At 70.0% G+C, this 25486-nt stretch carries 20 protein-coding genes and 1 pseudogene; 14 read left to right on the top strand and 7 right to left on the bottom strand.

Going from position 1 to position 25486, the window contains the following annotated elements:
* Positions 1-24: 24 nt before the first annotated feature.
* From ACTMVF_RS08920 to prcA, 3 genes are read left to right on the top strand one after another with little or no spacing between them, the layout of a single operon-like run.
* Complete coding sequence (locus ACTMVF_RS08920; RefSeq protein WP_441270392.1) at positions 25-630, top strand: endonuclease VII domain-containing protein; 606 nt, start codon at positions 25-27, stop codon at positions 628-630.
* Positions 582-1427, top strand: a complete 846-nt coding sequence (gene prcB / locus ACTMVF_RS08915) for a proteasome subunit beta (RefSeq protein WP_441270391.1) — start codon at positions 582-584, stop codon at positions 1425-1427. Before ACTMVF_RS08920 ends, prcB begins: the two co-directional genes overlap by 49 nt.
* 59 nt (positions 1428-1486) lie before the next feature.
* Positions 1487-2257: a proteasome subunit alpha gene (prcA, locus tag ACTMVF_RS08910; RefSeq protein ID WP_441270390.1), complete on the top strand. Its 771-nt coding sequence runs from the start codon at positions 1487-1489 to the stop codon at positions 2255-2257.
* Positions 2258-2356: 99 nt separating this feature from the next.
* Here the strand turns inward: prcA and ACTMVF_RS08905 are convergent.
* Positions 2357-3336, bottom strand: a pseudogene (locus ACTMVF_RS08905) (LacI family DNA-binding transcriptional regulator).
* A 154-nt stretch (positions 3337-3490) separates the two neighbouring features.
* On the opposite strand from ACTMVF_RS08905, the gene ACTMVF_RS08900 reads away from it, so the two are divergent.
* The 11 genes from ACTMVF_RS08900 (at position 3491) to ACTMVF_RS08850 (ending at position 14931) form a co-directional block, all read left to right on the top strand.
* Complete coding sequence (locus ACTMVF_RS08900; RefSeq protein WP_441270389.1) at positions 3491-4750, top strand: MFS transporter; 1260 nt, start codon at positions 3491-3493, stop codon at positions 4748-4750.
* Between the two features lie 9 nt (positions 4751-4759).
* Positions 4760-6121: a Pup--protein ligase gene (gene pafA / locus ACTMVF_RS08895; protein ID WP_067429457.1), complete on the top strand. Its 1362-nt coding sequence runs from the start codon at positions 4760-4762 to the stop codon at positions 6119-6121.
* A 138-nt stretch (positions 6122-6259) separates the two neighbouring features.
* Complete coding sequence (locus tag ACTMVF_RS08890) at positions 6260-7264, top strand: FKBP-type peptidyl-prolyl cis-trans isomerase (RefSeq protein WP_441270388.1); 1005 nt, start codon at positions 6260-6262, stop codon at positions 7262-7264.
* Positions 7265-7328: 64 nt separating this feature from the next.
* On the top strand, positions 7329-7700 hold the full coding sequence (locus ACTMVF_RS08885) for an FKBP-type peptidyl-prolyl cis-trans isomerase (RefSeq protein WP_030053355.1): 372 nt from the start codon (positions 7329-7331) through the stop codon (positions 7698-7700).
* Between the two features lie 157 nt (positions 7701-7857).
* Positions 7858-8811, top strand: coding sequence for a helix-turn-helix transcriptional regulator (locus ACTMVF_RS08880; protein WP_302001938.1), 954 nt, complete (start codon positions 7858-7860; stop codon positions 8809-8811).
* Between the two features lie 19 nt (positions 8812-8830).
* The gene (locus ACTMVF_RS08875) at positions 8831-9847 is read left to right on the top strand and encodes a helix-turn-helix transcriptional regulator (protein WP_441270387.1); all 1017 of its coding nucleotides are present in this window, start codon (positions 8831-8833) and stop codon (positions 9845-9847) included.
* Between the two features lie 32 nt (positions 9848-9879).
* Complete coding sequence (locus ACTMVF_RS08870; RefSeq protein ID WP_441270386.1) at positions 9880-10173, top strand: hypothetical protein; 294 nt, start codon at positions 9880-9882, stop codon at positions 10171-10173.
* Positions 10174-10193: 20 nt separating this feature from the next.
* Positions 10194-10388, top strand: coding sequence for a hypothetical protein (locus tag ACTMVF_RS08865; protein WP_441270385.1), 195 nt, complete (start codon positions 10194-10196; stop codon positions 10386-10388).
* Between the two features lie 260 nt (positions 10389-10648).
* Entirely contained in the window at positions 10649-10939 is a 291-nt protein-coding gene (gene tatA / locus ACTMVF_RS08860) for a Sec-independent protein translocase subunit TatA (RefSeq protein WP_441270384.1), read from the top strand.
* A gap of 46 nt (positions 10940-10985) precedes the next feature.
* Complete coding sequence (tatC, locus tag ACTMVF_RS08855; protein WP_441270383.1) at positions 10986-11933, top strand: twin-arginine translocase subunit TatC; 948 nt, start codon at positions 10986-10988, stop codon at positions 11931-11933.
* Positions 11934-12078: 145 nt separating this feature from the next.
* A complete protein-coding gene (locus tag ACTMVF_RS08850) occupies positions 12079-14931 on the top strand; it encodes a DEAD/DEAH box helicase (RefSeq protein WP_441270382.1) in 2853 nt (950 codons plus the stop codon).
* A 105-nt stretch (positions 14932-15036) separates the two neighbouring features.
* Here the strand turns inward: ACTMVF_RS08850 and helR are convergent, their stop codons facing one another.
* The 6 genes from helR to ACTMVF_RS08820 all read right to left on the bottom strand — a co-directional run bounded on the left by helR (position 15037) and on the right by ACTMVF_RS08820 (position 25336).
* The gene (helR, locus tag ACTMVF_RS08845) at positions 15037-17190 is read right to left on the bottom strand and encodes an RNA polymerase recycling motor ATPase HelR (RefSeq protein WP_441270381.1); all 2154 of its coding nucleotides are present in this window, start codon (positions 17188-17190) and stop codon (positions 15037-15039) included.
* A gap of 106 nt (positions 17191-17296) precedes the next feature.
* Positions 17297-18523, bottom strand: coding sequence for a glycosyltransferase (locus tag ACTMVF_RS08840; protein WP_441270380.1), 1227 nt, complete (start codon positions 18521-18523; stop codon positions 17297-17299).
* Between the two features lie 141 nt (positions 18524-18664).
* Entirely contained in the window at positions 18665-20326 is a 1662-nt protein-coding gene (gene atzF, locus ACTMVF_RS08835) for an allophanate hydrolase (RefSeq protein WP_441270379.1), read from the bottom strand.
* A 20-nt stretch (positions 20327-20346) separates the two neighbouring features.
* Complete coding sequence (locus ACTMVF_RS08830; RefSeq protein ID WP_441270378.1) at positions 20347-23859, bottom strand: 5-oxoprolinase/urea amidolyase family protein; 3513 nt, start codon at positions 23857-23859, stop codon at positions 20347-20349.
* Positions 23856-24515, bottom strand: a complete 660-nt coding sequence (locus ACTMVF_RS08825; protein ID WP_441270377.1) for an urea amidolyase associated protein UAAP2 — start codon at positions 24513-24515, stop codon at positions 23856-23858. Before ACTMVF_RS08825 ends, ACTMVF_RS08830 begins: the two co-directional genes overlap by 4 nt.
* Positions 24512-25336, bottom strand: a complete 825-nt coding sequence (locus ACTMVF_RS08820) for an urea amidolyase associated protein UAAP1 (protein ID WP_441270376.1) — start codon at positions 25334-25336, stop codon at positions 24512-24514. Before ACTMVF_RS08820 ends, ACTMVF_RS08825 begins: the two co-directional genes overlap by 4 nt.
* Positions 25337-25486 lie beyond the last annotated feature (150 nt).

The following is a 25486-nucleotide window of genomic DNA, read 5'->3' as shown; positions in this document are numbered from 1 at the left end:
AAGTGAAGGTTGCGGGGGATTCGAGTGGCTGCGGAGCCGAACGCCAAGGAATGCACGGGCTGCAAGCGGTACCTGCCTCTCGCTGCCTTCGCGCGGGACAGGAATCGGCGTGATGGCCTCCAGGTGCGTTGCCGGGAGTGCGTGGCGGAATACAGCGCCGCGCGCTACCGGCAGCGCCAGGAGGGCCTGGGGAAGTCGGTGCGGGAGAAGGTAGACGTCCCGGCGGGGCACAAGCTCTGCCGGGCATGCGGAGAGGTGAAGCCGCACAGCGAGTGGCATCGCAACTCCTCTGCGTCGGACGGCTTGTCGACGCGCTGCAAGGCGTGTCGCGCCATCCAAGGTCGGCAGGACCGCCTGAAGCGGCAGTACGGCATCACCGAAGCCGAGCGCGATGACTTGGTGGCCTCTCAAGGGGGCGTCTGCTGCATATGTTTGGCGGCTCTGCCCGAGCATGTGGATCACTGCCACGAGACGGGTAGGGTCCGTGGCGTACTGTGCTTCAGCTGCAACGCCGCACTGGGGCAGTTCAAGGATCGGCCCGACGTCATAAGGCGGGCTGCTGCTTACGTGGAAGGAATCGCGTGGAAGCCAACACTCGTAGCACCGGGCGTCTACCAGCTGCCTTCCTGACGCCTGGGTCGTCCTCGTTCATGGACTTTCTCTCGGAGCACCAGCCGGAGATGCTGCCCGGCAACCGTCAACTCCCGCCCACGCAGGGCGTGATCGAGGCGCCGCACGGGACGACCATCGTTGGCGTGACGTTCCCCGGCGGTGTCGTGCTGGCCGGTGACCGTCGCGCCACCATGGGCAACGTCATCGCCCAGCGTGACATCGAGAAGGTCTTCCCGGCGGACGAGTACTCGGCCGTCGGTATCGCCGGTACGGCCGGTCTGGCTGTCGAGATGGTCAAGCTCTTCCAGTTGGAGCTGGAGCACTTCGAGAAGGTCGAGGGTGCGCAGCTGTCGCTGGAGGGTAAGGCGAACCGGTTGTCGACGATGATCCGGTCGAACCTGGGGATGGCGATGCAGGGGCTGGCGGTCGTGCCGCTCTTCGCGGGGTACGACGTCGACCGGGGGAAGGGGCGGATCTTCTCGTACGACGTGACCGGTGGTCGTTCCGAGGAGCAGGGTTACGCCGCGACCGGTTCGGGGTCGATCTTCGCCCGTGGTGCCATGAAGAAGCTCTACCGTGCTGATTTGAGCGAGGCCGAGGCCACGACGCTCGTGGTGCAGGCCCTGTATGACGCAGCTGACGACGACTCGGCGACCGGTGGTCCCGATGTCGCCCGCCGGATCTACCCGATCGTCACCGTGATCACCGAGGACGGTTTCCGCCGGCTCGGCGATGAGGAGTCGTCCGAGATCGCCCGTTCCATTCTGGAGCGGCGTCTGGAGCAGCCCGACGGCCCGCGGGCCGCGCTGCTGTAGGCGGCGGTCGGTCTTATCAAGGTGATCCTGTGACTTCGACAGAAAGGGACGGATAACCGGTGTCGACGCCGTTCTATGTCTCACCCCAGCAGGCCATGGCCGATCGGGCGGAGTACGCCCGTAAGGGCATCGCCCGTGGTCGCAGCCTGGTCGTGCTGCAGTATGCCGATGGCATTGTCTTCGTTGGCGAGAACCCGTCCCGCGCGCTGCACAAGTTCAGCGAGATCTATGACCGGATCGGCTTCGCGGCGGCCGGTAAGTACAACGAGTACGAGAATCTGCGGATCGGTGGTGTGCGGTATGCCGATCTTCGTGGTTACACCTATGACCGTGATGACGTGACCGCTCGTGGTCTCGCCAATGTGTACGCCCAGACGCTGGGCACGATCTTCTCTTCCGCGGCGGAGAAGCCGTATGAGGTGGAGTTGGTCGTCGCCGAGGTGGGTGAGACGCCGGAGGGTGACCAGATCTATCGGTTGCCGCATGACGGCTCGATCGTGGACGAGCACGGCTCGGTCGCGGTCGGCGGTAATGCCGAGTTGATCAGTAATTATCTGGATCAGCGTCATCAGGACGGTATGAGCCTTGCCGAGGCTCTGAAGCTGGCGGTCCAGGCGCTGTCGCGTGAGTCGAATGGCACGCAGCGGGAGATTCCGGCGGAGCGTCTGGAAGTCGCGGTGCTGGACCGTACGCGTCCGCAGTCGCGGAAGTTCAAGCGCATTGTCGGTCGTCAGCTGGCGCGGCTGCTGGAGGTGGGTGGAGCGTCCACCGAGGCCGAGAGCGCCGATGGTGCGGAGGACTCCGAGGACTCCGGCGGTTCCGAGGAGTAGCGCCGACCTCGCTCGTCGACCTCCCTCGTCGCCTTCGTTTCGTCCGTACTGTGCCCCGGCCGCCTGCTCGGCCGGGGCGCAGGGCGTTGAGGGCGGCGTTCAGGGCGTGCTGGGTGGCGCTGTGGAGCCCCGTACGACGAGCTGGACCGGGATGTCGCCGGCGTCGGGCTCGCGGCCTTCGAGGACGGCCAGGAGGGCTTGCATGCCGCGTTCTCCGAACAGTTCGGCGTCGAGTCGTACGGTGGTGAGTTCCGGGTCGATGGCGGTGGCGAGGGCGAGGTCGTCGAGGCCGGTGACGGAGATGTCGTCGGGGATGCGCAGGCCGAGGCGGCGTGCGGCCTTGTAGGCGCCGGCGGCGAGTTTGTCGTCGTCGCAGACGATCGCGGTGGGGCGGGGGCCCTTGGCGGAGAGTGCGGTTTCGGCTGCGGTGCGGGCGCCTTCGATGGAGATGGGGGCGCGGATCGTGAGCAGTGAGGTGCCGGGGACTTCGCCGATGCGTGCGGCGAGTTCGCGCGCGCGGACGTCGAAGGTCCAGGAGGGCACGTCGGCGGCGAGGTGCAGACTTGGCGGATGCCGTCGGTGATGTCGAGGTTGACGGTGGCGGCGCCGAGGCTGCCTGTGGGGTCGCTGTCCAGCATGACGAGGGGGAGCTGGTCGCCGCGGATGGCGGTGAGGGCGTCGGCGGCCATGGAGGAGGCGATGACGCCGTCGAGGGCGGCTTGGGCGGAGGCGAAGGGGTCGCGGGCGGGGCCGATGCCTTCGGGGGAGGGGTAGAGGACGACGCCGAAGCCGTTCTGGGCGGCGATGCGGGCGGCGCCGGTGTAGACGCCGGCGAAGAACTCGGTCGTGAGGGCGGGGACGACGAGGAGGACGGTTCGGGTGTGGCCGAGGCGGAGGTTGCGGGCGGCGAGGTTGGGTCGGTAGCCGAGGTCGCGGGCGGCTGTGCGGACGCGTTCGGCTGTGGTCTCGGAGACGCGGCCGCGCCATTTGTCGCCGAGTACGAGGGAGACCGCGGCTTGGGAGACTCCTGCGGCCTGGGCGACGTCTCGGCTGGTGGGGCGGGTGCTGCCGTGTGCCACCGTTCGCCTGCTTCCCTTCTCGTGGGCGTTCGCCTGTGGGCGGTTCGGCCCTGAGGCTCGCTGTTTGCCTTCTGGACTCGTGAACAGCGCTCATGGTACGTATGACGGCAGACGTTATACGTAAAACTTGAGCCAGTGGAGGGCGGCGCGGCTGATGACCGGCGCATATGTGGAGATCCTCAGGGCGAGGCATGCCGCCCGGTTGCTGGTCGGCACGCTCACGGGGCGGCTGCCGAACGCCGTCGCCGCGATCGCGATCGTGTTGTTCGTGCGGGAGGAAGGCGGCTCGTACAGCCTGGCCGGCGGTCTGGCGGCCGTGTACGGGGTCGCGAACGCCGTGGGGCAGCCGGTGCTGGGCCGGCTGGTGGACCTGTACGGCCAGCCGCGGGTGCAGCTGCCCGCGGCGGTCGCCTCGGCCCTGGCGATGGCCGGGTTCGCCTTCGTGGGGATCGGGCCGCTGCCGCTCGCGTACGCCGCGGTGGCGGCCGCCGGGCTGTTCACGCCGCCTCTGGAGGGTGGTCTGCGGGCGCTGTGGTCGTCGGTCCTCCACCGGGAGGATCAGGTGCATGCGGCGTATGCCATGGACGCGGTGGCGCAGGAAGTCATGTTCACCGTCGGACCGTTGCTGCTGACGTTGGGGGCGTCGGTGTGGTCGGCGCAGGCGGCGATGCTGCTGCTGAACATGGTCGGGGTGCTGGGTGCTCTCTCGGTGGTCGTGTCGCCGCCTTCGCGCGCGTGGCGTTCGGAGCCGCGTGAGGCGCACTGGCTGGGGGCGTTGCGTTCCCGGGGGCTGCTCGCGTTGCTTGCCGCGTTCCTGTTCATCGGGATGGCGCTCGGTTCCATCGCGGTCGCGGCCGTCTCGTATGCGGACGACCATGGTGGTGACGCGGTGTACGGCTGGCTGATGGCGGGTGTCGGGCTGGGTGCGCTGATCGGTGGCCTGGTGTACGGGGCGCGGCAGTGGGGCGGTGAGCCGGCGCGGCGACTGCGGCTGCTGGTGGCGCTTCTGGCGGTGTGTTACCTGCCGCTGATGCTGATGCCGGGTGCGGTCGCGATGACTCTGCTGGCCGTGCTGGCGGGGGTGTTTCTCGCGCCGTGCATCGCCTGTGCGTTCGTGCTGGTCGACCGGCATGCGCCGCGGGGTACGGTCACCGAGGCGTTCTCCTGGCTGGTGACGACGTTCACGGTGGGTGCGTCGGTCGGAACGGGTGTGGCGGGGCCGGTCGTCGAGGCGGGCGGGGCGCTGTGGGGGTTTGCCGTGCCGGGTGCCGCTGGGGCCGTGTCGTTGCTGGTCCTGCTGGCCACGGGGCGGGTCCTCGCAGCTCCTGTGAGGGGTGCGGTGGTTGCGGCTTCATCGGAAAATGATCCAAACCGTGCTGTCGAACCCCGTTTCAGCTCGGGGGATCGGGCGTAATGTTCAGTCATGGACCGCCGCATTTTCGGGCTGGAGAACGAGTACGGCGTCACGTGCACGTTCAGGGGACAGCGCCGCCTGTCGCCTGACGAGGTGGCGCGGTACCTCTTCCGCCGTGTCGTGTCATGGGGCCGCAGCAGCAATGTCTTTCTGCGAAACGGTGCCCGCCTGTATCTCGACGTGGGTTCACATCCGGAATACGCGACACCCGAATGTGACAACGTGACCGAACTGGTCACCCACGACAAAGCAGGCGAGCGCATTCTCGAAGGACTCCTGGTGGACGCCGAACGACGCCTGCACGAGGAAGGAATCGCGGGCGACGTCTACCTCTTCAAGAACAACACCGACTCGGCGGGCAACTCCTACGGCTGCCACGAGAACTATCTGGTGGCCCGGCACGGGGAGTTCTCCCGGCTCGCGGACATCCTCATCCCGTTCCTTGTCACGCGCCAGTTGCTGTGCGGTGCGGGCAAGGTGCTGCAGACTCCGCGTGGCGCGGTGTACTGCGTCAGTCAGCGGGCGGAGCACATCTGGGAGGGCGTCTCCTCGGCGACGACCCGTTCCCGGCCGATCATCAACACGCGTGATGAGCCGCACGCGGATGCCGAGCGCTACCGGCGCCTGCATGTCATCGTGGGCGACTCGAACATGTCCGAGACGACCATGCTGCTCAAGGTCGGCGCGACCGACCTGGTGCTGCGCATGATCGAGGCGGGCACGGTGATGCGCGACCTGACCCTGGAGAACCCGATCCGGGCGATTCGCGAGGTCAGCCATGACATCACGGGCCGCCGCAAGGTCCGTCTGGCCAGCGGCCGGGAGGCCTCTGCGCTGGAGGTGCAGCGCGAGTACTACGAGAAGGCCGTGGACTTCTGCGAGCGCCGGGGCATCCGCACCGGCACCGTGGAGCAGGTCCTGGAGCTGTGGGGCCGCACGCTGGACGCGATCGAGGCCGAGGACCTCGACCGGATCGGCACCGAGATCGACTGGGTGATGAAGTACCAGCTCATCGAGCGGTACCGGGCCAAGCACAACATGACCATGTCGCATCCGCGGGTCGCGCAGATAGACCTCGCCTATCACGACATCCATCGCCGTCGTGGCCTGTACTACCTGCTGGAGAAGAAGGGTCAAGCCGCGCGTATCTGCAACGACTTGAAGATCTTCGAGGGCAAGTCGGTTCCGCCGCAGACCACTCGGGCCCGGCTGCGCGGTGACTTCATCCGCAGGGCTCAGGAGCAGCGTCGGGACTTCACCGTGGACTGGGTCCATCTCAAGCTCAACGACCAGGCGCAGCGCACGGTCTTGTGCAAGGACCCGTTCCGTTCGGTGGACGACCGGGTGGAGAAACTGATCGCCGGTATGTGAGCCGGTGTGTGAGCATCGGGTTCCGGGGCAAATTCGGAACGCAACACGGGCGCCGTACGTTTACCGTACGGCGCCCTTCTCACGCCGTAGAGTTGCGCGCACGCCATCCACAAGATCGACGATTACGAGGCCCCCACCGTGCGCCGACGCTCACTTCTCATCGCCGTACCCGCAGGACTGGTCACGCTCGCCGGATGCGGCGACGACGACGGGGCCGACTCGGCCGAGGGGAACGCCAGTGCGTCGCCCTCGACTCCCGAGGCGTCGGCCGCTCCGTCGCCGAAGATCGTGGAGGGTCCGCTGCCCGCGATCACCGCGGGCACGAAGTTCGGTGAGAAGCCGACGGTCGCCAAGGGCAGCGGGGAGCCGTCGAAGGATCTGGCGGTGAAGACGGTCATCGCGGGCGGCGGCAAGGTGGTGGCCGAGAACGACTACCTCCAGGCCCATTACCTCGGTCAGATCTGGAACACCGGGAAGGTCTTCGCCAACTCCTACGACGCCAAGACGGCGGCGCTCGTCCCGCTCGCCAAGGGCCAGATCTACGAAGGCTGGCGGTACGGGCTGACCGGTAAGAAGGTCGGCAGCCGTGTTCAGCTGGCCGTTCCTCCGACGTGGGGCTATGGCAAGGAGGGCAACGAGCAGGCCGGGGTCAAGGGCACCGACACGCTGGTGTTCGTCCTCGACATCCAGGACACGTTCAACACCAAGAGCTCCGCCAAGGGCAGCGAGGTCGCCCAGGACAACGTCGACCTGCCCAAGGCCGGCACCAACACCGACGGCAAGGCGCCGTCCCTGGAGATCCCCAAGACGGACCCGCCGAAGAAGCTCGTCGCCAACTACGTGATCGAGGGCGACGGCGACGAGGTCGGCGCGGACAACACGGTGCTGGTGCAGTACAAGGGCGTGCAGTGGGCCACCGGCAAGGAGTTCGACTCGACGTACGCCAACAAGCAGCTCGTGTCGTTCTCGCTGCAGCAGGTCGTCAAGGGCTGGTCGCAGGGGCTGACCGGCAAGAAGGTGGGCAGCCGGGTGCTGATCGTCATCCCGCCGGACCTGGGCTACGGCGACAACCCGCCGCAGGGCAGCGGTATCGCCAAGGGAGCCACGCTGGTGTTCACGGTGGACATCCTGGCGAAGATGTGAGGCCCCCGAAGGTGATGAAAGACTGGGGCCGTTGCCTTTCCACAACAAGCATGGAGCGTAAGACGTGAGCATCGACAAGCCCGAGATCGACTTCCCGGGCGGCGAGCCCCCGGCGGACCTCGAGATCAAGGACATCTGGGAGGGCGACGGCGCGGTTGCGCAGGCGGGCCAGACCGTCACCGTCCACTACGTGGGTGTCGCTTTCAGCACGGGTGAGGAGTTCGACGCCAGCTGGAACCGTGGCACGCCGTTCCGCTTCCCGCTGGGTGGCGGCCGCGTCATCAAGGGCTGGGACCAGGGCGTGCAGGGCATGAAGGTCGGCGGCCGCCGCCAGCTGACCATTCCGGCCCACCTCGCCTACGGCAACCAGAGCCCCACCCCGGCGATCAAGCCCGGCGAGACCCTGATCTTCGTGGTCGACCTGCTCGGTGTCTGATCGTCGCGTGTGACGGCGTACGACTGATCGGCGTACGACCGGACCCGACTACCTGGGGCCCATGCCTGTCCGGGCATGGGCCCTCGGCTTTTGCCACGCCACTGCGGGGCGGTACGGTCATCGTCCGTAAGCACCATAGGGAAGGCGAAGGGCGTCGATGGCCATTGCCAAGGCCGAGCGGCTCATGAACCTGGCGCTGTGTCTGCTCGGGACGCGGCGGCCGCTGAGCAAGCGCGAGCTGCGCGAGTCCATCGAGGCCTATCTGGAAGCCGGCTCCGACGACTCCTTCAACCGGATGTTCGAGCGCGACAAGGACGATCTGCGCGAACTCGGGCTGGTCATCGAGACCGTGGAGAACCTCGACGGCGAGGTCGGCTATCTGGCCCGCCGCGACAGCAACCGTCTGCCGCCGATCACCCTGGACGCCGAGGAGGCCGCCGCCCTGGGTCTGGCGGCCAAGGTGTGGCAGCAGGCCCGGCTCGCGGGCGCGGCCAGCGGCGCCCTGCAGAAGCTGCGCGCGGCCGGGATGCCGGAGGACGTCGACCCGTACGAGGCGCACGGCGCTCTGGAGCCCCGTATTCCGGTGCATGAGGCGGCCTTCGAGCCGCTGATGCTGGCGTGCCGTGATCGCCGCCCGGTCGTCTTCGAGTACCGCAAGGCCACCGCCGCCCGCCCCGAGCCCCGGCATGTCGAGCCGTGGGCGCTGGAGTGCTGGCGCGGTCACTGGTATCTCGCGGGCTGGGACCGTGACCGCGGTGCCGAGCGCGTCTTCCGGCTGTCCCGGATCACCGGCAAGGTGCGCAGCCGCGCCGGCCGTTTCACGGCCGAGGTCCCGGATGTCGTCACCGTGCGGGAGACCGTGGCGAGCTGGGCGGGGGAGACCGCCGACCGCTCCGCGTTGATCCGGCTGCGTACGGGCGCCGGGTACCCCCTTCGGGCGAAGGCCACCTCGGTGCGGGAACTCGGGGACGGCTGGGACGAGTTGGAGATTCCGTACGGCCACGGGCTGGATGCCTGGCTGGTGGAGTTCGGGCCGGACGTGGTGGTCCTGGAGCCGGCCGAGCTGCGGGCCGACGTGGTGGACCGGCTGCGTGCCGTGGCCAAGGGCTGAGGGGGAGCGGAGCGAGACAGTGGCAGGCAAACCGGTACGGCCCGTCAACGCCATCGACCAGACCCGGCGGATGCTCTCCCTGGTGACGTATCTGAGGGAGCGCCCCGGCGCCCGTGTCGAGGACGTCGCGCGCGCCTTCGGCATCTCCGAGGACGAGCTGGTCTCCGACCTCGATGTGCTGCCCATGTGCGGCACCAGCTTCCGCGGCGGTGACCTGCTCGACATCGACACCGACGGCGAGCGCATCTGGTGGCACAACCCCGATGACGTCGCCGAGCCGCTGCGAATCGCCGCCGACGAGGCGACCGCGCTGCTGGTGGCCGCCCGGGCCGTGTCCACGCTGCCGGGGCTGCGCGAGAGCGACCGGCAGGCGCTGCTGCGGGCGACCGCCAAGGTGGAGGCCGCGTCCGGGGAGGCGGCCGGCGCCAGCTCCCGGCTGTCGGTGACCTTCGAGTCCGAGGGCGGTGTCTTCGCCGACGTCGACCGTGCGATCTCCGAGCGGCGCCGACTGTGGATCCGCTACTACTCGCCGGCCCGTGACGAGGTCACCGAGCGCGAGATCGACCCGATCCGCCTGGTCAGCGTCGGTCACACCTACGTCGAGGCCTGGTGCCGGCGCTCCGAGGCGCGGCGTACCTTCCGGCTCGACCGGGTCGCCGAGATCAAGATCCTCAACGAGTCGTCGGCGCCGCCGGAGATCGAGCTGCGTGACCTGTCGGAGGGGCTGGTGCAGCCCGCCGCGGAGGATCCGGAGGTCGTCGTCGAGGTCGGTCCGGGCGGGCGCTGGGTCGCCGAGTACTACCCGCACGACAGCGCGGATGAGCTTGCGGACGGCGGTCTGCGTATCACCCTGCGTACCCCCGACCCGGCGTCGCTGCGGCGCCTGGCGCTACGGCTGGGGCGTGACGGCCGTATCGTCTCGCCGCCCGAGCTGGCCGACAGCGCCCGGCAGGCGGCCCGCGAGGCGCTGGCGGCGTACGACGGGGTCGAGGTGCAGAGCGCTCACGAGGCGCACCGGGTTCACGACGGGCAGTAGGACATGCGGTTCGACAGGCGGGAGCAGGGGCTTTGAGCGAGTCGGCGACGTCCGGGGTGCGGGAAATGACGGTGGCGTCCGCGTTCGCCGGGATGAGAAGCGTGACTCCGGTGGTCTTCAGAGCGGGCTGCCCGGACTGCCGGGGCAGCTTCGAGCTCGCCGCGAGCGCCCTGCGCCTCGCCATCGGCGCGACCAGCCGTACGACGTTCTACTCCTTCACCTGCCCCGACTGCGGCGCCTCCGTCCGCAAGCCGGCCGGTGAGCGGATCATCGAGCTGCTGACGGGCGGCGGGGTCAGCACCCTGCGGCTGCACTCCGCGCTGTAGGACGGTCTAGGCTCGGCGTCATGTTCTGGCCGATGTTCGCGGTAGCTGTGGGTTTTCTGGGTCTCGTCGTACTCGGCGTGCTCGCCGTGCGGGTCTTCCTCGAGGCGCAGCGCCTCGGCAGGCAGGTCACGGACTCCGCGCGGCGTATCAGCAGGGCGGCCGAGGATCTGGAGCGGGCGACCGTGAGCGCGGCGCGGGCTGTGGACTCGCTGTAGTCCGTCAAAGTATTGGGTGTGAGTCCTGCGTCGCATGCGTTTTGGGCCACTTCGCCCTGTCAACTTGACGGTTCGGACAGGTACGCTGCTGGTCGCGGCTCGGAGAACGAGGCCCGGTCCGCGGACAGGGAGTACGCACGGGGATTGCCTGACGTTTACCCCTGAGCGTTACGATCGCTGACAACACGATCGTTCGGACGTATGTCCGACCGGTCGGACAGCATCCCACCCCAGCCGCCTCGGTGAGAAGGTAAAGACTTATGTTCGGAAGGCTCGGAGCCCCCGAGATCATTCTCATCCTCGTCGTCATCATCCTGCTGTTCGGCGCGAAGAAGCTTCCGGACATGGCGCGCTCGCTGGGCAAGTCCGCCCGGATCCTGAAGAGCGAGGCCAAGGCGATGAAGGACGAGGGCAAGTCCCCCGCCCCGGCCGACCCGCCGAACAACAACAACGACGAGCAGCCCCCGGCTCAGCGCGTCATCCAGGCCGCCCCCGGCGACGTGACGAGCTCGCGCCCGGTCAACGAGCCGACGGACACCACGAAGCGTTGACGCAGGGCCGGACCTCTCCGGCCTGAGCATGAGATGAGGACGTGGGTTGCTCAAGTCTGCCCGCAAGAAGGAGATGGATCCCGAGGGGCGGATGCCCCTCGCGGAGCACCTGCGCGAGCTCCGTAACAGGCTGGTCAAGAGCCTGTTGGCGATCCTCGTCACGACGATCGTGGCGGCCCTCTTCTACAAGAACATCATTCAGTTCTTCACGGATCCCATCCTCCAGGCGGTGGGGTGCGACTACAGCTTCGCCGAGCTGGCCAAGGACACGAGTGAGAACAAGTGCGCGCGCATCGTGCAGAACGGTCTGCTGAGTCCGTTCACGCTCGCCCTCACGGTCTCCCTGTCATCGGGAGTGGTGCTGGCCGCGCCGGTGTGGCTCTACCAGCTCTGGGGATTCGTCGCGCCGGGCCTCCACCGGCACGAGAAGAAGTACAGCCTCGCCTTCGTGGGCGCGGGTTTCCCGCTGTTCATCATGGGCGCCTACTTCGCGTACTGGTCGCTGCCCAAGATGGCGTCGGTGATGCTCGAGTTCTCGATCATCGGCAGTGACAACCAGCTGCCCCTCGACGATCTCCTGCAGCTGATCATGCGGATGATCGTCGTCTTCGGACTCTCCTTCGAGCTTCCGCTGCTGCTGGTGATGCTGAACTTCGGCGGCGTGCTGTCCGGCAAGAAGATGGCCGGCTGGTGGCGCGGCATGATCATGGGCATCACGGTCTTCGCGGCGATCGCCACGCCCAGCACCGACCCGATCTCGATGCTGGCGCTCGCGGGTCCCATCTGGATCCTGTACTTCGGCGCGACGGCCATCGCTCTGGTCAATGACAAGCGCCGTGCGCGTCGTGACGCGGAGGGACCGGCCGACGACGAGGCCTCCGACCTGGACCTGACCCCCGAGGAGATCGGCGAGGTCGAGGCCGTTTCCGCGAGCCGGGCGCTGCCCGAGCAGGCCACCACCGACCGGGTCAACGGCTACGACGACGTCACCTGAGGGGCGACGCAAAGATCCCTGAGAGTCGGTTCCCGGGGATGTGAGGGACAGTGCGGCCGGGGCGCCTACGGGGCGCACCCGGCCGCTTCCGCTTCGCGTCCGTGAGCTGCGCGGACCCCGGGTCCGCCGGGTGCGGATCCGGATAATGATCGTCCTGTTGTCAGTGGCGCCCGGTACGCTCGAAAGCACGATGACAGAGGACCTCTCACCGGCCGAGCGGTATGCGGCAGCACGCAGGCGCGCTGCCGAGCAGGCCACCGCGCTCGCCTCCTTCCGCGAGATGTACGACTTCGGCCTCGACCCCTTCCAGATCGAGGCCTGCCAGGCGCTCGAGGCGGGGAAGGGCGTTCTGGTGGCCGCGCCCACCGGCTCCGGCAAGACGATCGTGGGCGAGTTCGCCGTCCACCTCGCCCTGATGCAGGGCAAGAAATGCTTCTACACGACGCCCATCAAGGCGCTGTCGAACCAGAAGTACGCCGACCTGTGCCGCCGTTACGGCAACGGCATGGTCGGTCTGCTCACCGGCGACAACAGCGTCAACCCCGACGCCGCCGTGGTCGTGATGACCACCGAGGTGCTGCGGAACATGCTGTACGCCGGGTCGCAGACCCTCCTCGGCCTCGGCTATGTGGTCATGGACGAGGTGCACTACCTCTCCGACCGCTTCCGCGGAGCCGTATGGGAAGAGGTGATCATTCACCTGCCCGAGTCGGTCACGCTCGTCTCGCTGTCGGCGACCGTGTCCAACGCCGAGGAGTTCGGGGACTGGCTCGACACCGTCCGCGGCGACACCGAGGTGATCGTCTCCGAACACCGGCCCGTACCGCTGTTCCAGCATGTGCTCGCCGGGCGGCGGATGTACGACCTGTTCGAGGAGGGCGAGGGCCACAAGAAGGCCGTCAACCCCGACCTGACGCGGCTGGCCCGGATGGAGGCCCAGCGCCCGTCCTACCAGGACCGCAGACGCGGGCGTGCGATGCGCGAGGCCGACCGGGAGCGGGAGCGCAGACAGCGGTCCCGGGTGTGGACGCCGGGGCGTCCCGAGGTCATCGAGCGGCTCGACGCCGAGGGCCTGCTGCCCGCCATCACCTTCATCTTCAGCCGGGCCGCCTGCGAGGCCGCCGTACAGCAGTGCCTGTACGCGGGGCTGAGGCTGAACGACGAGGAGGCGCGGGAAAGGGTGCGCGCTCTCGTCGAGGAGCGCACCGCCGCCATCCCGACCGAGGATCTGCACGTCCTCGGCTACTACGAGTGGCTGGAAGGCCTGGAGCGCGGTATAGCCGCCCACCACGCGGGCATGCTGCCGACGTTCAAGGAGGTCGTCGAGGAGCTGTTCGTCCGTGGCCTGGTGAAGGCCGTGTTCGCCACCGAGACGCTGGCGCTGGGCATCAACATGCCTGCCCGCTCGGTGGTGTTGGAGAAGCTCGTCAAGTGGAACGGCGAGCAGCATGCCGACATCACGCCGGGCGAGTACACGCAGCTGACCGGTCGTGCCGGGCGGCGCGGGATCGACGTCGAGGGCCACGCGGTCGTGCTGTGGCAGCGCGGTATGAGCCCCGACCACCTCGCGGGGCTGGCCGGCACGCGTACCTATCCGCTGCGGTCCAGCTTCAAGCCGTCGTACAACATGGCGGTCAACTTGGTCGAGCAGTTCGGGCGGCACCGCTCGCGCGAGCTGCTGGAGACGTCCTTCGCGCAGTTCCAGGCCGACAAGTCGGTCGTCGGGATCTCACGGCAGGTGCAGCGCAACGAGGAGGGGCTCGAGGGCTACAAGGAGTCCATGACCTGCCACCTCGGGGACTTCGAGGAGTACGCGCGACTGCGCCGCGAACTCAAGGACCGCGAGAACGAGTTGGCCAAGCAGGGCGCGGCGCAGCGGCGCGCGGAGGCCGCCGTCGCGCTGGAGAAGCTCAAGCCGGGTGACGTCATCCATGTGCCGACGGGCAAGTACGCCGGTCTCGCGCTGGTGCTGGACCCCGGGCTGCCCGCCGGGCGGTCCAACGGCCACCGCGGCTTCGAGCACCACGACGGCCCGCGCCCGCTCGTCCTGACCGCGGAACGGCAGGTCAAGCGGCTGGCGTCGATGGACTTCCCGGTGCCCGTCGAGGCGTTGGAGCGGATGCGGATCCCGAAGTCCTTCAACCCGCGCTCCCCGCAGTCCCGTCGGGACCTCGCGTCCGCGCTGCGCACCAAGGCCGGGCACATTCCGCCGGACCGGCACCGCAAGCGGCGCTCACAGGCGGCCGACGACCGCGAGATCGAGCGGCTGCGCAAGGCCCTGCGCGCGCACCCCTGCCACGGCTGCAACGACCGGGAGGACCACGCCCGCTGGGCCGAGCGCTACCACCGGCTGCTGCGGGACACCTCGCAGCTGGAGCGCCGTATCGAAGGCCGTACGAACACCATTGCTCGTACGTTTGACCGGATCGTGGCGCTGCTGACCGAGCTGGACTATCTGCGCGGCGACGAGGTCACCGAGCACGGCAAGCGGCTCGCGCGGCTGTACGGCGAACTCGACCTGCTGGCCAGCGAGTGCCTGCGGGAGGGTGTCTGGGAGGGCCTCGGCCCTGCTGAACTGGCCGCCTGTGTCTCGGCGTTGGTGTATGAGGCGCGGGTCGGGGACGATGCGATGGCGCCGAAGCTGCCTTCGGGCAAGGCCAAGGCCTCGCTGGGTGAGATGGTTCGGATCTGGGGGCGGCTGGATGCCCTTGAGGAGGACTTCCGGATCACCCAGAGCGAAGGTGTCGGGCAGCGGGAACCCGACCTGGGCTTCGCCTGGGCTGCCTATATGTGGGCCAGTGGTAAGGGGCTCGATGAGGTGTTGCGTGAGGCGGAGATGCCGGCGGGGGACTTCGTGCGGTGGTGCAAGCAGGTGATCGATGTGCTGGGGCAGATCTCGGCGGCGTCTCCTGCGGAGGGCTCGACTGTGGCGAAGAGTGCGCGTAAGGCTGTGGACGGGTTGTTGCGGGGGGTTGTCGCCTATTCGTCGGTGGGGTGATTGATCGTGGGCGGGAGCGGGGTTCGTCGTGGCTGGTCGCGCCCGCGCGGCGGAGCCGCACGTCGATACAGCCCCGCGCCCCTCAGGGCGTGCACTCGTCGCCCCTCAAGAGGTAGCGGTCAGAATTGCCAGTTGCTGTGTGGCCCGCGTCATCGCCACATAGCGGTCGACCGCACCCCCGATGCCCTCGCCGAACGTCTCCGGGGCGATGAGCACCACCAAGTCGAACTCCAGCCCCTTCGACAGCTCCGGGGTCAGTGACTGGACTCGGTTCGTGGGCTGGAAGTCGGGGTCGCCGATGACGCAGGCCGTTCCTTCCGCATGCGTGGCGAGCCACATGTCCAGGATCGAGTCGCGGTCCGAGACGGAGCCGTGGAGGACGGGGGCGCCGCCGCTGCGGATGGACGTCGGCACGTTGGCGTCGGGGAGTGCGGCCCGAATGACCGGCTCGGCCTGCGTCATGATCTCTTCCGGTGTCCGGTAGTTGATGCTCAGGGAGGCCAGGTTGATCCGGTCGAGGCCGATCCGCTCCAGCCGTTCCTGCCACGACTCCGTGAAGCCGTTCCGGGACTGGGCGCGGTCCCCGACGATGGTGAAGCTCCGGGACGGGCAGCGCAGCAGGAGCATCTGCCACTGCGCGTCGGTCAGTTCCTGGGCCTCGTCCACGACGACGTGCGCGAACGGGCCCGCGAGCAGGTCCGGTTCGATGGAGGCCAGCTCCGACTCGTCGACCAGGTTGCGCTGGAAGTCCTCTCGGCGCAGCTGAGTCATGAGGCCCTCACCGTCGTCATCGGCCGCGATCAGGTTGTCGACGACCCGCGCCATGCCCTCGCGTTGGACGGCGAGGGCGGCCTTCTCCCGGCGCCTTCGCCGTGCCGCCTCCGGGTCACCGAGCCGTTGCCGTGCCGCGTCCAGGAACGGCAGGTCGGACACCGTCCAGGCCTGGGCGTCCTCGCGCTGGAGCAGCTGGACCTCGTCGCGGCTGAGCCAGGGAGCGCACATCCGCAGGTAGGCCGGGACCGACCACAGGTCTCCCACGAGATCCGTCGCCTCGAGCAGCGGCCAAGCGCGGTTGAAGGCCGTGAGCAGTTCCCTGTCCCGCGTCAGCGACTTGCGGAGCAGCTCTTCCGGGGCGTCGCCCTCGTGCTTGTCCACCAGGATCGTCAGCAATTCCTCCCAGACCTGGTCGCGGGCCTCGTTGTGCGGGGTACCGGCCTCCGCCGCCTCGAACGCCACGGCCCAGTCGTCGGCGCTCAGCCAGATGTCCGACCAGTGGGTCGTGATCGTCATCCCCTCGGTCGGCGGCTCCTCGTAGAACCGGGCGGCCTTCTCGATCGCGTGCACCAGATCCGCGGACGACTTCAGGCGGGCCACTTCCGGATCGGCCTCGATCCCTGCCGTGGCTCCCTCGGCGACGAGGTCCCGCAGGGTGCAGGTCTGCACGCCCTCCTCGCCGAGGCTGGGGAGGACGTCGGCGACGTAAGCCAGGTACGGCCGGTGCGGGCCGACGAACAGCACGCCGCCCCGACGGTGACCGAGGCGCGGGTCGGAGTAGAGGAGGTAGGCGGAGCGGTGCAGGGCGACGACGGTCTTGCCGGTACCCGGACCGCCGTCCACGACGAGAGCGCCGCGGGACCCCGCGCGGATGATGGCGTCCTGGTCGGCCTGGATGGTGCCGAGCACGTCCCGCATCCGGGGCGAACGGTTGCTGCCCAGGCTGGCGACGAAGGCGGACTGGTCGTCGAGCGCGGCGTGCCCGGCAAGCCCGTCCGCGGTGAACACCTCGTCCCAGTAGTCGCTGATCCGGCCGCCGGTCCAGCGATACCTGCGGCGGCTCGCCAGGCCCATCGGGTTGCCGTGGGTGGCGCCGAAGAACGGTTCCGCCGCGGGGGAGCGCCAGTCGATCAGCAGTCGGCGGCCCGTGCTGTCGGTGAGGCCGAGCCGTCCGATGTACAGGGGCTCGGAGCCGTCCGCGCCGACCATGCGCCCCAGGCACAGGTCCAGGCCGAAGCGGCGCAGTGCGCGCAGGCGGGCGGTCAGCCGGTGGATCTCCGCGTCCCGGTCCATCGCCTGCCGGCCCGCGCCGCCGGGTGCCCTGCGCTCGGCGTCGAGACGGTCGGTCAGGTCGGCGATCGACTGCTCCAGGCACTGAGCGATGGCCGCGAAGTGCTGCTCGTCGTCGGCGATCAGCACCGGGTCGGCCTTGGCGGACAGGCGGTCGGGAAGGCCGAACGCGCTGGTGGTCAGGGGGTGATTCACTTCATCAGCTCCGAATGAGGTCGTTCGCGACCGTGTGCGTGGCAAGGCGTGCGGACCGGCGGGACGCATCGCGCCGGTCTTCCGGTTCTGCGCTCTGTGGGCCGGCCTATCGGCTGAACTCGTCGATCAGCAGCTTCGCGGCCACCGTCGCCCCGTCCGTGCGGACCTTGTCGGCCACGATGGTCGCCCGTGCGCGGGTCTCCGGGGCCAGGGCCGTCTTGAGCGCGGCCGACAGGGACTCGAAGGTCGGGGTCGGACCGTCGTGCACCGCGCCGATACCCAGCTCGGCGACCCGGCCGGCCCAGTACGGCTGGTCCGCCAACTGGGGCACCACCACCTGGGGCGCACCGGCCCGGGCGGCCGTCGTCGTCGTGCCCGCCCCGCCGTGGTGGACCACGGCGGCCACCCGGCCGAACAGCTTCTGCTGGTTGACCTCGCCGACGGCGAAGCAGTCGTCCTGGTCGTCGATCAGGGCCAGGTCGGCCCAGCCGCGCCCCACGAGTACGCGGCGGCCCTGCGCGCGCACCGCCTCGATGGCCGCCCGGGAGACGCCCTCCGCGTCGCGCAGGGGGATGCTGCCGAAGCCCACGTAGACCGGGGGTGCGCCCGCGTCCAGGAACGCCTCCAGATCTGCCGGGAGCGGCCGTTCGTCCGGCCGGATCCAGGCGCCGGTCTGCACCACGTCGAGATCCGCCGGCTCCGGCCACGGGCCCAGATCCGGGTCCGCCGCCAGCAACGGCCGGTCGGTCAGGACGTGCTCGCGGACATTGGCCACCCGGGGCAGGCCGATCGAGGCCCGGTGGGTGTTCACCGCGTCACCGAAAAGCTCGTTCAGATGCTCGGCGTTCAGGTCCCACAGCACCCGGTTATCGGTCACGTCCGGCGGGAGCGGCCGGCCCGGCCACTCCAGCGGCGGGTGGTGCGGCGACGGCAGGTAGGACGGGAAGTAGGACACGAACACATACGGGATGCCCAGCTTCTCGGCCACCGCCCGCCCGGCTGCCGCGAACGGCAGCAAACCGGTCGCCACCAGCACATCGCAGCCCTCGGCCGCCGGGGCGAGCGCGTCGTACGCCGAGTCCACCAATTCGGCCGCGCGCTGGGGCAGGGTCTTCGCCGGCATCGGCGTGGTCCCCGTCACCACCTCCTTCGTCATGGCACGCACCGGCCGGCCGACCGGCACCAGCGGCACGCCGAAACCGTCGAGCAGCTCCGCGAAGTCCGGCGGCGCGCACATCCGCACCTCCGCGCCGAGCGCTCGCAACTGCACCGCGAGTCCCACCATCGGCTCGACATCCCCGCGCGATCCATACGTGGACAACAGCACGCGCACTTCGCGACTCCCCCTATTTCCGCAGGCCCTGGGCTCAGGTCGACGATTGTGCGGGACGATGGGGGCCTTGCCGCAAGCCCCCCTGTGCGCTATAAGTTGAAAGTGGCAAGGAGTGAGTGACCTCCTTGCCTTTGGTCTTTTTCAGGAGCGGCCGCCCCCCAAATACGCCCGCCAGCCCCCGTAGGACGTGATGTCCTCGGCGTCCGTGAGGGCCGCCGGCTCGCACAGGAACCCCGGGATGTGGCTGCCGTCCGTCAGTTCCACGTGCCCCAGGGCCATCGGGCGGGGCAGCGCGGCGAGGAGCCGGCCGAGGCCCTCCGCCGGGAGGCGCCACACCTCAGCCTCGATCGAGGCTCCTCCCTCGCCGACGTGGACCAGGCCCGGCTTGGGCGGGGACGTGGACAGGGCGTGCAGGCGGTACACGGGCGCCGTGGTGGTCGTACGGTCGAATCGGGCGCCCAGGGCCAGGAGTTGGGGGTTGAGGGGCTGGCCGGAGAGGTGGGCGCCGACCACGGCGAGGGGGATCTCCGGGCGGAGCAGGCCCGCGATCCTCGCGAGCCGTTCGTCCGTGAACGCGGGGCCGATCAGCATCACGCCGAAGGGCAGGCCGTTCACCTCACCGGCCGGGACGGCGACCGCCGCCAGGTCGAAGAGGTTGGTGGAGTTGGTGAAACGGCCCAGGCGGGCGTTGGCCCCCAGCGGGTCGGCGGCCACTTCGGCGAGGGTGGGGTGGCCGGGCGTGGTGGGGAGCAACAGGGCGTCGGCGTCGGCGAGTTCGGCCTCGGCGCGTGCGCGCAGGGCGGCCAGCCGGTCCTGGTCGGCGAAGAGCCGGTGGGCCGGGATGTCGCGGGCGCGGGTGATGATGCCGGCGACGGTGGGGTCGAGGGTGTCGTCGCCCGCTGCCACCGCCTTGTCGACAAAGCTCCCCACGGCCGTGTAGCGCTCGGCGACGAAGGCACCCTCGTAGAGCATGGCGGCGGCGTCGGTGAACGGGGTGAGGTCGAGGGTGCGGATCTCGGCGCCCGCGGCGGCCAGCTGCCGTACGGCTGCCTCGTAGGCCTTCGCCCAGCCCTCGTCCAGCTCGCCGAGCCGGTCCGTCGGCGGGACCGCGATGCGCCATGGCCCCGGCGTGCGCTGGGGGAGCGGGGGCAGGGCGCGCCCCGGCGGGGACGCCATGAACGACAGTGCCTGCTCGGCCTCCGGCAGCGTCCGCGCGAACACCGTCACGCAGTCGAGGGACGCGCAGGCCGGGACGACGCCCTGCGTCGGGACGAGTCCCCGGCTGGGTTTGAGGCCGACGATGCCGTTGAAGGCGGCGGGAACCCGGCCCGAGCCGGCCGTGTCCGTGCCGAGCGCGAAGTCGACGATGCCGAGCGCTACCGCGACGGCTGAGCCGGCACTGGAGCCACCGCTGATCCTGGCCGGGTCGTGGGCGTTACGGACCGCGCCATAGGGGGAGCGGGTGCCGACGAGGCCCGTCGCGAATTGGTCGAGGTTCGTGGTGCCGAGGACGAGCGCGCCCGCAGCACGGAGCCGGGCGACCACGGGTGCGTCGGTTTCGGGCTCGTAGGCGTACGAAGGGCACCCCGCGGTAGTGGGCAGGCCCTCGACGTCGATGTTGCCCTTGGCGGCGAACAGGCGGCCCGCGAGAGGGAGTCGTTCCCCCGTGGCCACGCGTTCGTCGATGATCCGGGCCTCGGCCTCGACCGCCGTCGGCGGGCGCAGATCGATCCAGATCTCGGGGCGGTCCACGGCTTCGATCCGGGCGTAGGCGGCGCGGACCCGGGACAGAGCGCTCGACATGACTTCGTTCTCCTTGCCGTTCAGGGCGTGGTGGGCGCGAGTACGACCAGCGCCGTCCCCGCCTCCACCTGATCTCCGGGCCTGACCAGGACCTTCACGACCACGCCGGTGATCGGCGCGTGCACCCTGGACTCCATCTTCATCGCCTCCAGGGCGAGCAGCGGCTGTCCGGCCGTCACCTCGTCACCCGGCTGGACGTTCAGCTGCCACACCGACGCCGCGAACTCGGCCTCGACGAGCCGCCCGCCCGCCGGGACGGTCACCTCGACCGCCGGTACGGCAGGTGCCGGCGCCTGGTCCGCCCGCGCGAACTCGCCGGCCGCCTCCCACGCGTCCCGTTCCGCCGCGAACGCGGCCTGCTGCCGGGCCCGGAACTCCGCGATCGACTCGGCGTTCTCGGCCAGGAAGGCACGGTGGTCGGCGAGCGAGAAGGTGCCCTCCTCGACGCGCGGCACGAACCGCCCGGACGTGAGGTCCGCCCGCAGCTCCAGCAACTCCTCGGCGCTCACCGGATACCACCTGATCCGGTCGAAGAACCGCAGCAGCCAGGGCGAGCCCGGCTCGAACGCCCCGCGCTGCTGCCACCCCGACCACACCTGGGTCGTACGGCCCACGAACTGGTAGCCGCCGGGCCCCTCCATGCCGTAGACGCACAGATAGGCCCCGCCGATGCCGACCGAGTTCTCCGCGGTCCAGGTGCGCGCCGGGTTGTACTTGGTGGTCACCAGGCGGTGCCGGGGATCCAGCGGGGTCGCGACGGGGGCGCCCAGGTACACATCGCCCAGCCCCAGGACCAGATACTCCGCGTCGAAGACCGTCCGGTACACGTCCTCGACCGACTCCAGACCGTTGACGCGGCGGATGAACTCGATGTTCCACGGGCACCAGGGCGCGTCGTCGCGTACGCCCGCCATGTAGCGGGAGATGGCCTCGCGGGTGGCCGGGTCGTCCCAGGAGAGGGGGAGGTGGACGGTACGGGACGGGACGACGAGCTCGTCGGTGGGCGGCAGGGAGGCGATCATCTCCCTCACTTCGGCGAGGAGTTCGTGCTGCGGCAGACGGGTCGGGTCCGTCTGGATCTGGAGCGAGCGGATGCCCGGGGTCAGGTCGGTGATCCCGTCCCGGCCCGCCTCGGCCACCGCCTCCATCAGTGCGTGGACGCGCATGCGCAGGGCCAGGTCCAGCCGCATCGGCCCGAACTCGACCAGCAGACTGTCGTCACCACCGCGGCGGTACGTCACATCGCCGTCCCGCGCCAGCACCCCGCCGTCGGCGATCTCCGGGCGCGCGGAGCCGTCGGCCCGCACGGGCCGGAACCGCACGGTGTCGCCCGGCCGCAGCTGCCCCAGCTTCCAGCGCTCGCCGCTGATCACCGTCGCCGGGCACACGAACCCGCCCAGCGACGGGCCGTCCGGGCCGAGCAGCACCGGCATGTCGCCGGTGTAGTCGACGGCACCCACGGAGTACGGCGTGTCGTGGATGTTGGACGGGTGCAGGCCCGCCTCACCGCCGTCGGCGCGTGCCCAGCGCGGCCGGGGACCTATGAGCCGTATACCGGTCCGCGCGGAGTTGAAGTGGACCTTCCAGTCGGCGGCGTAGAAGTCGCGGATGTCGTCCTCGGTGAAGAACTCCGGGGCGGCGTGCGGCCCTTCGACGGCCTCGATGTGCCATACGGCACCGAAGGAGGGGCGGTCGGGCAAGGGGACCGGCGCCCCCTCGGCGACCGTGCCGCCGTGCAGCACGTCGCCCGTCCGCAGCGCGCGTCCGCCGTGCCCGCCGAACCGGCCGAGCGTGAAGGTGCTCGCGCTGCCCAGGAAAGCGGGGACGTCGAGACCGCCCGCGACGAGGACATACGTCCGCAGGCCGTGCTCGGCCGGCGCTCCGACGTCCAGTACGGCCCCCGCCGGCACCGTCACCGGCTCCCACTGCGCCACCGCGCCGCCGTCGACCGTGACCGGGGCCGGGGCGCCCGTCACACACACGGTGGTGGGGCGCGAGAACCGCAACTCCGGTCCCTGGAGGGTGCATTCGAGACCTGGTGTGCCCTCGGGGTTGCCCAGGGCGCGGTTGCCGAGCCGGAAGGACAGGTCGTCCATCGGGCCGCAGGGCGGCACGCCGACCTGCCAGTAGCCGGTGCGGCCGGGCCAGTCCTGCACGGTGGTGAGGGTGCCGCCGGAGAGGACCTCGATGCGGGGCGTTGGGTCGGACACGGTCGCGAGGGTCGCCGTCGTGTGGGCGGCGGCCAGGAAGTCCTGGTGCGCCAGCGCTGCCCGGACCAGGCCGAGGTTGGTCTCGATGCCGTCGACGCGGGTGCGGGCCAGCGCTTCGTCCAGCCGTTGCAGCGCGTGTGCGCGGTCGGGGCCGTACGCGATGATCTTCGCGAGCATCGGGTCGTACGCCGTTGTCACCTCGGTGCCCGTCTCGACCCAGCCGTCGACCCGTACCCCGTGCGGGAACTCGACCCTCGTCAACAGGCCCGCACTGGGCCGGTGTTCGCGCGTCGGGTCCTCGGCGTAGAGGCGGGCCTCGACGGCGTGGCCGCGCGGTGGACCCGGGTCGCGGACGACGTCCCGCTCGCCGCGTGCCAGGCGCAGCATCCAGGCGACCAGGTCGACGCCGTAGATCTCCTCGGTGACCGGGTGCTCCACCTGGAGGCGGGTGTTGACCTCCAGGAAGTAGGCCTCCTCGCGGGCGGCGTCGTACACGAACTCGACGGTTCCGGCGGAGCGGTAGCCGACCGAGGCGCACAAGTCGCGGGCTGCGACGGCCAGTTGCTCGCGTAGGTGAGCCGGGAGACCGGGTGCCGGGGCCTCCTCCACCACCTTCTGGTGGCGCCGTTGCAGGGTGCAGTCCCGGTCGCCGAAGGTGACCACCCTGCCCTCGCCGTCGCCGAAGACCTGCACCTCGACATGGCGGGCCCGCTCGACGAGCCGCTCCAGGAACACGCCGGCGGAGGAGAAGGAGGCGGCGGCGATCCGCTGGACCCGCTCCCAGGCCTCGGTCAGTTCATCGGCGCAGCGACATGCCGACATGCCGATACCGCCCCCGCCGCCGGTCGCCTTGAGCATGACGGGATAGCCGATGACCTGTGCTTCTTCGAGTGCCTCGGTGAGTGACCCCAGCAGCCCCGTCCCCGGCGCCAGCGGCACGCCGGCCGCCTCGGCCGCCGCCCGCGCCGTGTGCTTGGTGCCGAAGAGCTCCAGCTGCTCGGGCGTAGGCCCCACGAACACGATCCCGGCCTCCTCGCAACGCCGGGCGAACACCGCGTCCTCGGACAGGAAGCCGTAGCCGGGGTGGATCGCACCGGCCCCGCTGTCCTTGGCCGCCTTCAGCACCAGGTCGGCGTCGAGGTACGACTCCTTGGCGGGCGCCGGGCCGAGCCGTACGGCCGTGTCGGCGAACCGGACGTGGGGCGCCGAGCGGTCCGCGTCGGAATACGCGGCCACCGTGCGCAGGCCCAGCTCGCGGGCCGTACGGATGATGCGGACGGCGATCTCGCCCCGGTTGGCGACGAGCAGCGTGTCGAAGCTCATGCGCCGCCCACCTCGGCTGCGTTGCCCGGCCCGGTTGCTTCGCCCGCCTCCGTGATCGTCATCTCCACAGCCGTCGGCTCGAAGCCGTTGCAGGGGTTGTTGATCTGGGGGCAGTTGGAGACGAGGACGAGGACGTCGCGCTCGGCGCGCAGGGTCAGGGACAGCCCCGGTGCCGAGATGCCGTCGACGATGCCGAGGGTGCCGTCCTTCTCGACCGGCACGTTCATGTACCAGTTGATGTTGGAGACGAGGTCGCGCTTGCCGAGGCCGTACTTGGCGCCCTCGGCGAGGAAGTTGTCCACGCAAGCGTGCTGCGACCAGGTGTGATGGCCGTACCGGAGCGTGTTCGACTCCTTGGAGCAGGCGCCGCCGACGGTGTCGTGCCGGCCGACGTCGTCGGCGACGACGGTCATCAGCGGGGTGTGCTCGTTGGACACGAGCACGCTTGACGTGGTGAGGAAGATGCCGCCCTGCGCCTGGATCGTGTCGGGCGCGCTGTAGCGGACGGACGTGTCGTGGGCGTCGTAGACGAGGAAGTCGACGGCCTGGTTGCCGTGCAGATCGGTGATGGTGAGCGTCTCGCCTGCGCGGACGACGGACGACCAGGGGGCGCGGGCCGGAACGACGGTCGTGTTCGTGGTCGCCTTCGTGGTCATGCGAGCCCCCTCGCGGCGAGGAATTCGGCGGTGTTGAGGAAGGCGCGGCGGCCCTCGGGGGTGGCATTCCACAGGGGGTCGTCGGGGCCGGTCGGGGCCGCGCGCCAGGCGAGCACCTCCAGCGGGGTGCTGACGTACTCGGTGCGGGGGTCGGCCGGATGCGGCACGTTGGCGATCAGCACGGTCACGCCCTGCTCGGCGCGCAGGGTCACGCTGCCGCCCGGCCCGGTCGAGCCGGTGAAGTCGAGGGTGCCGTCCTCGCGCACCTCCACGCCCTGGAAGAAAGACAGGGACGGCGGCAGATCCCGGGGCTCCAGGCCGTTCTTCGCGGCCGCCAGCTTGAACAGTTCACGGCCGGCGGGGGAGGGGGACTGCGGGCTGCCGTCGCCGTAGCGCCCGGTGTTGCGTACGAGCGTGGAGGTGCCGCACAGCGCGTCGTGCCGGCCGGAGGTGTCGGCGACGACGGAGGCGAGGACGCGGCCCTGGTCGGACAGCAGGAGTCGGTTCTCGCCGAGGTAGGCGTTCCACTGGACCTTGACCGTGTCGGCGACGTTCAGCCGTTCCCAGGGGCGGTCGGCCACGTACAGCAACAGATGCGCGCACGCCTCGCCGCGCAGATCGGTCAGCCGCAGCTCCGTGCCGCGGGCCAGCACCCGGTGCGTGTAGTTGCCGCCCGCCACCGTCTCGGCCCACACCAGCCGATCCGCCGCACCGGGCGGCGTCGGCCAGTCCCGGGCCGGCACGACGGGCATGGCCTCGGCCCGGCTCCCCTCCTGGGCGCGGGCATGGTCACGGGCTCCGTACGTGGTCTCTGTCGCCATGCGCGGGACCTCCGCTTCGGTGTCGGCCTCCTGGATCATTTCTGTCGCCCGACAGAAATTAGGGGCGGGGTGGGTCGGGAGCATTGCCTCAGCGTTGCCGGGCGGTTACCAGGGGTTCGAGAGAGGGGCCTCGCGGAGATCGTCGTACGC

Origin of the sequence: Streptomyces sp. SD31 (genome assembly GCF_052068475.1) — a bacterium.
GTDB lineage: Bacteria > Actinomycetota > Actinomycetes > Streptomycetales > Streptomycetaceae > Streptomyces.
This window is presented reverse-complemented; position numbering and strand designations above follow the sequence as displayed.

What these genes read in the sequence shown, in the direction of transcription:
- tatA (WP_441270384.1), top strand. Translation starts at nt 10,649, where the DNA reads ATGTTCGGAAGGCTCGGAGCCCCCGAGATCATTCTCATCCTCGTCGTC.
- ACTMVF_RS08830 (WP_441270378.1), bottom strand. Translation starts at nt 23,859, where the DNA reads ATGAGCTTCGACACGCTGCTCGTCGCCAACCGGGGCGAGATCGCCGTC.
- ACTMVF_RS08865 (WP_441270385.1), top strand. Translation starts at nt 10,194, where the DNA reads ATGTTCTGGCCGATGTTCGCGGTAGCTGTGGGTTTTCTGGGTCTCGTC.
- atzF (WP_441270379.1), bottom strand. Translation starts at nt 20,326, where the DNA reads ATGTCGAGCGCTCTGTCCCGGGTCCGCGCCGCCTACGCCCGGATCGAA.
- ACTMVF_RS08850 (WP_441270382.1), top strand. Translation starts at nt 12,079, where the DNA reads ATGATCGTCCTGTTGTCAGTGGCGCCCGGTACGCTCGAAAGCACGATG.
- pafA (WP_067429457.1), top strand. Translation starts at nt 4,760, where the DNA reads ATGGACCGCCGCATTTTCGGGCTGGAGAACGAGTACGGCGTCACGTGC.
- ACTMVF_RS08820 (WP_441270376.1), bottom strand. Translation starts at nt 25,336, where the DNA reads ATGGCGACAGAGACCACGTACGGAGCCCGTGACCATGCCCGCGCCCAG.
- ACTMVF_RS08880 (WP_302001938.1), top strand. Translation starts at nt 7,858, where the DNA reads ATGGCCATTGCCAAGGCCGAGCGGCTCATGAACCTGGCGCTGTGTCTG.
- ACTMVF_RS08900 (WP_441270389.1), top strand. Translation starts at nt 3,491, where the DNA reads ATGACCGGCGCATATGTGGAGATCCTCAGGGCGAGGCATGCCGCCCGG.
- ACTMVF_RS08825 (WP_441270377.1), bottom strand. Translation starts at nt 24,515, where the DNA reads ATGACCACGAAGGCGACCACGAACACGACCGTCGTTCCGGCCCGCGCC.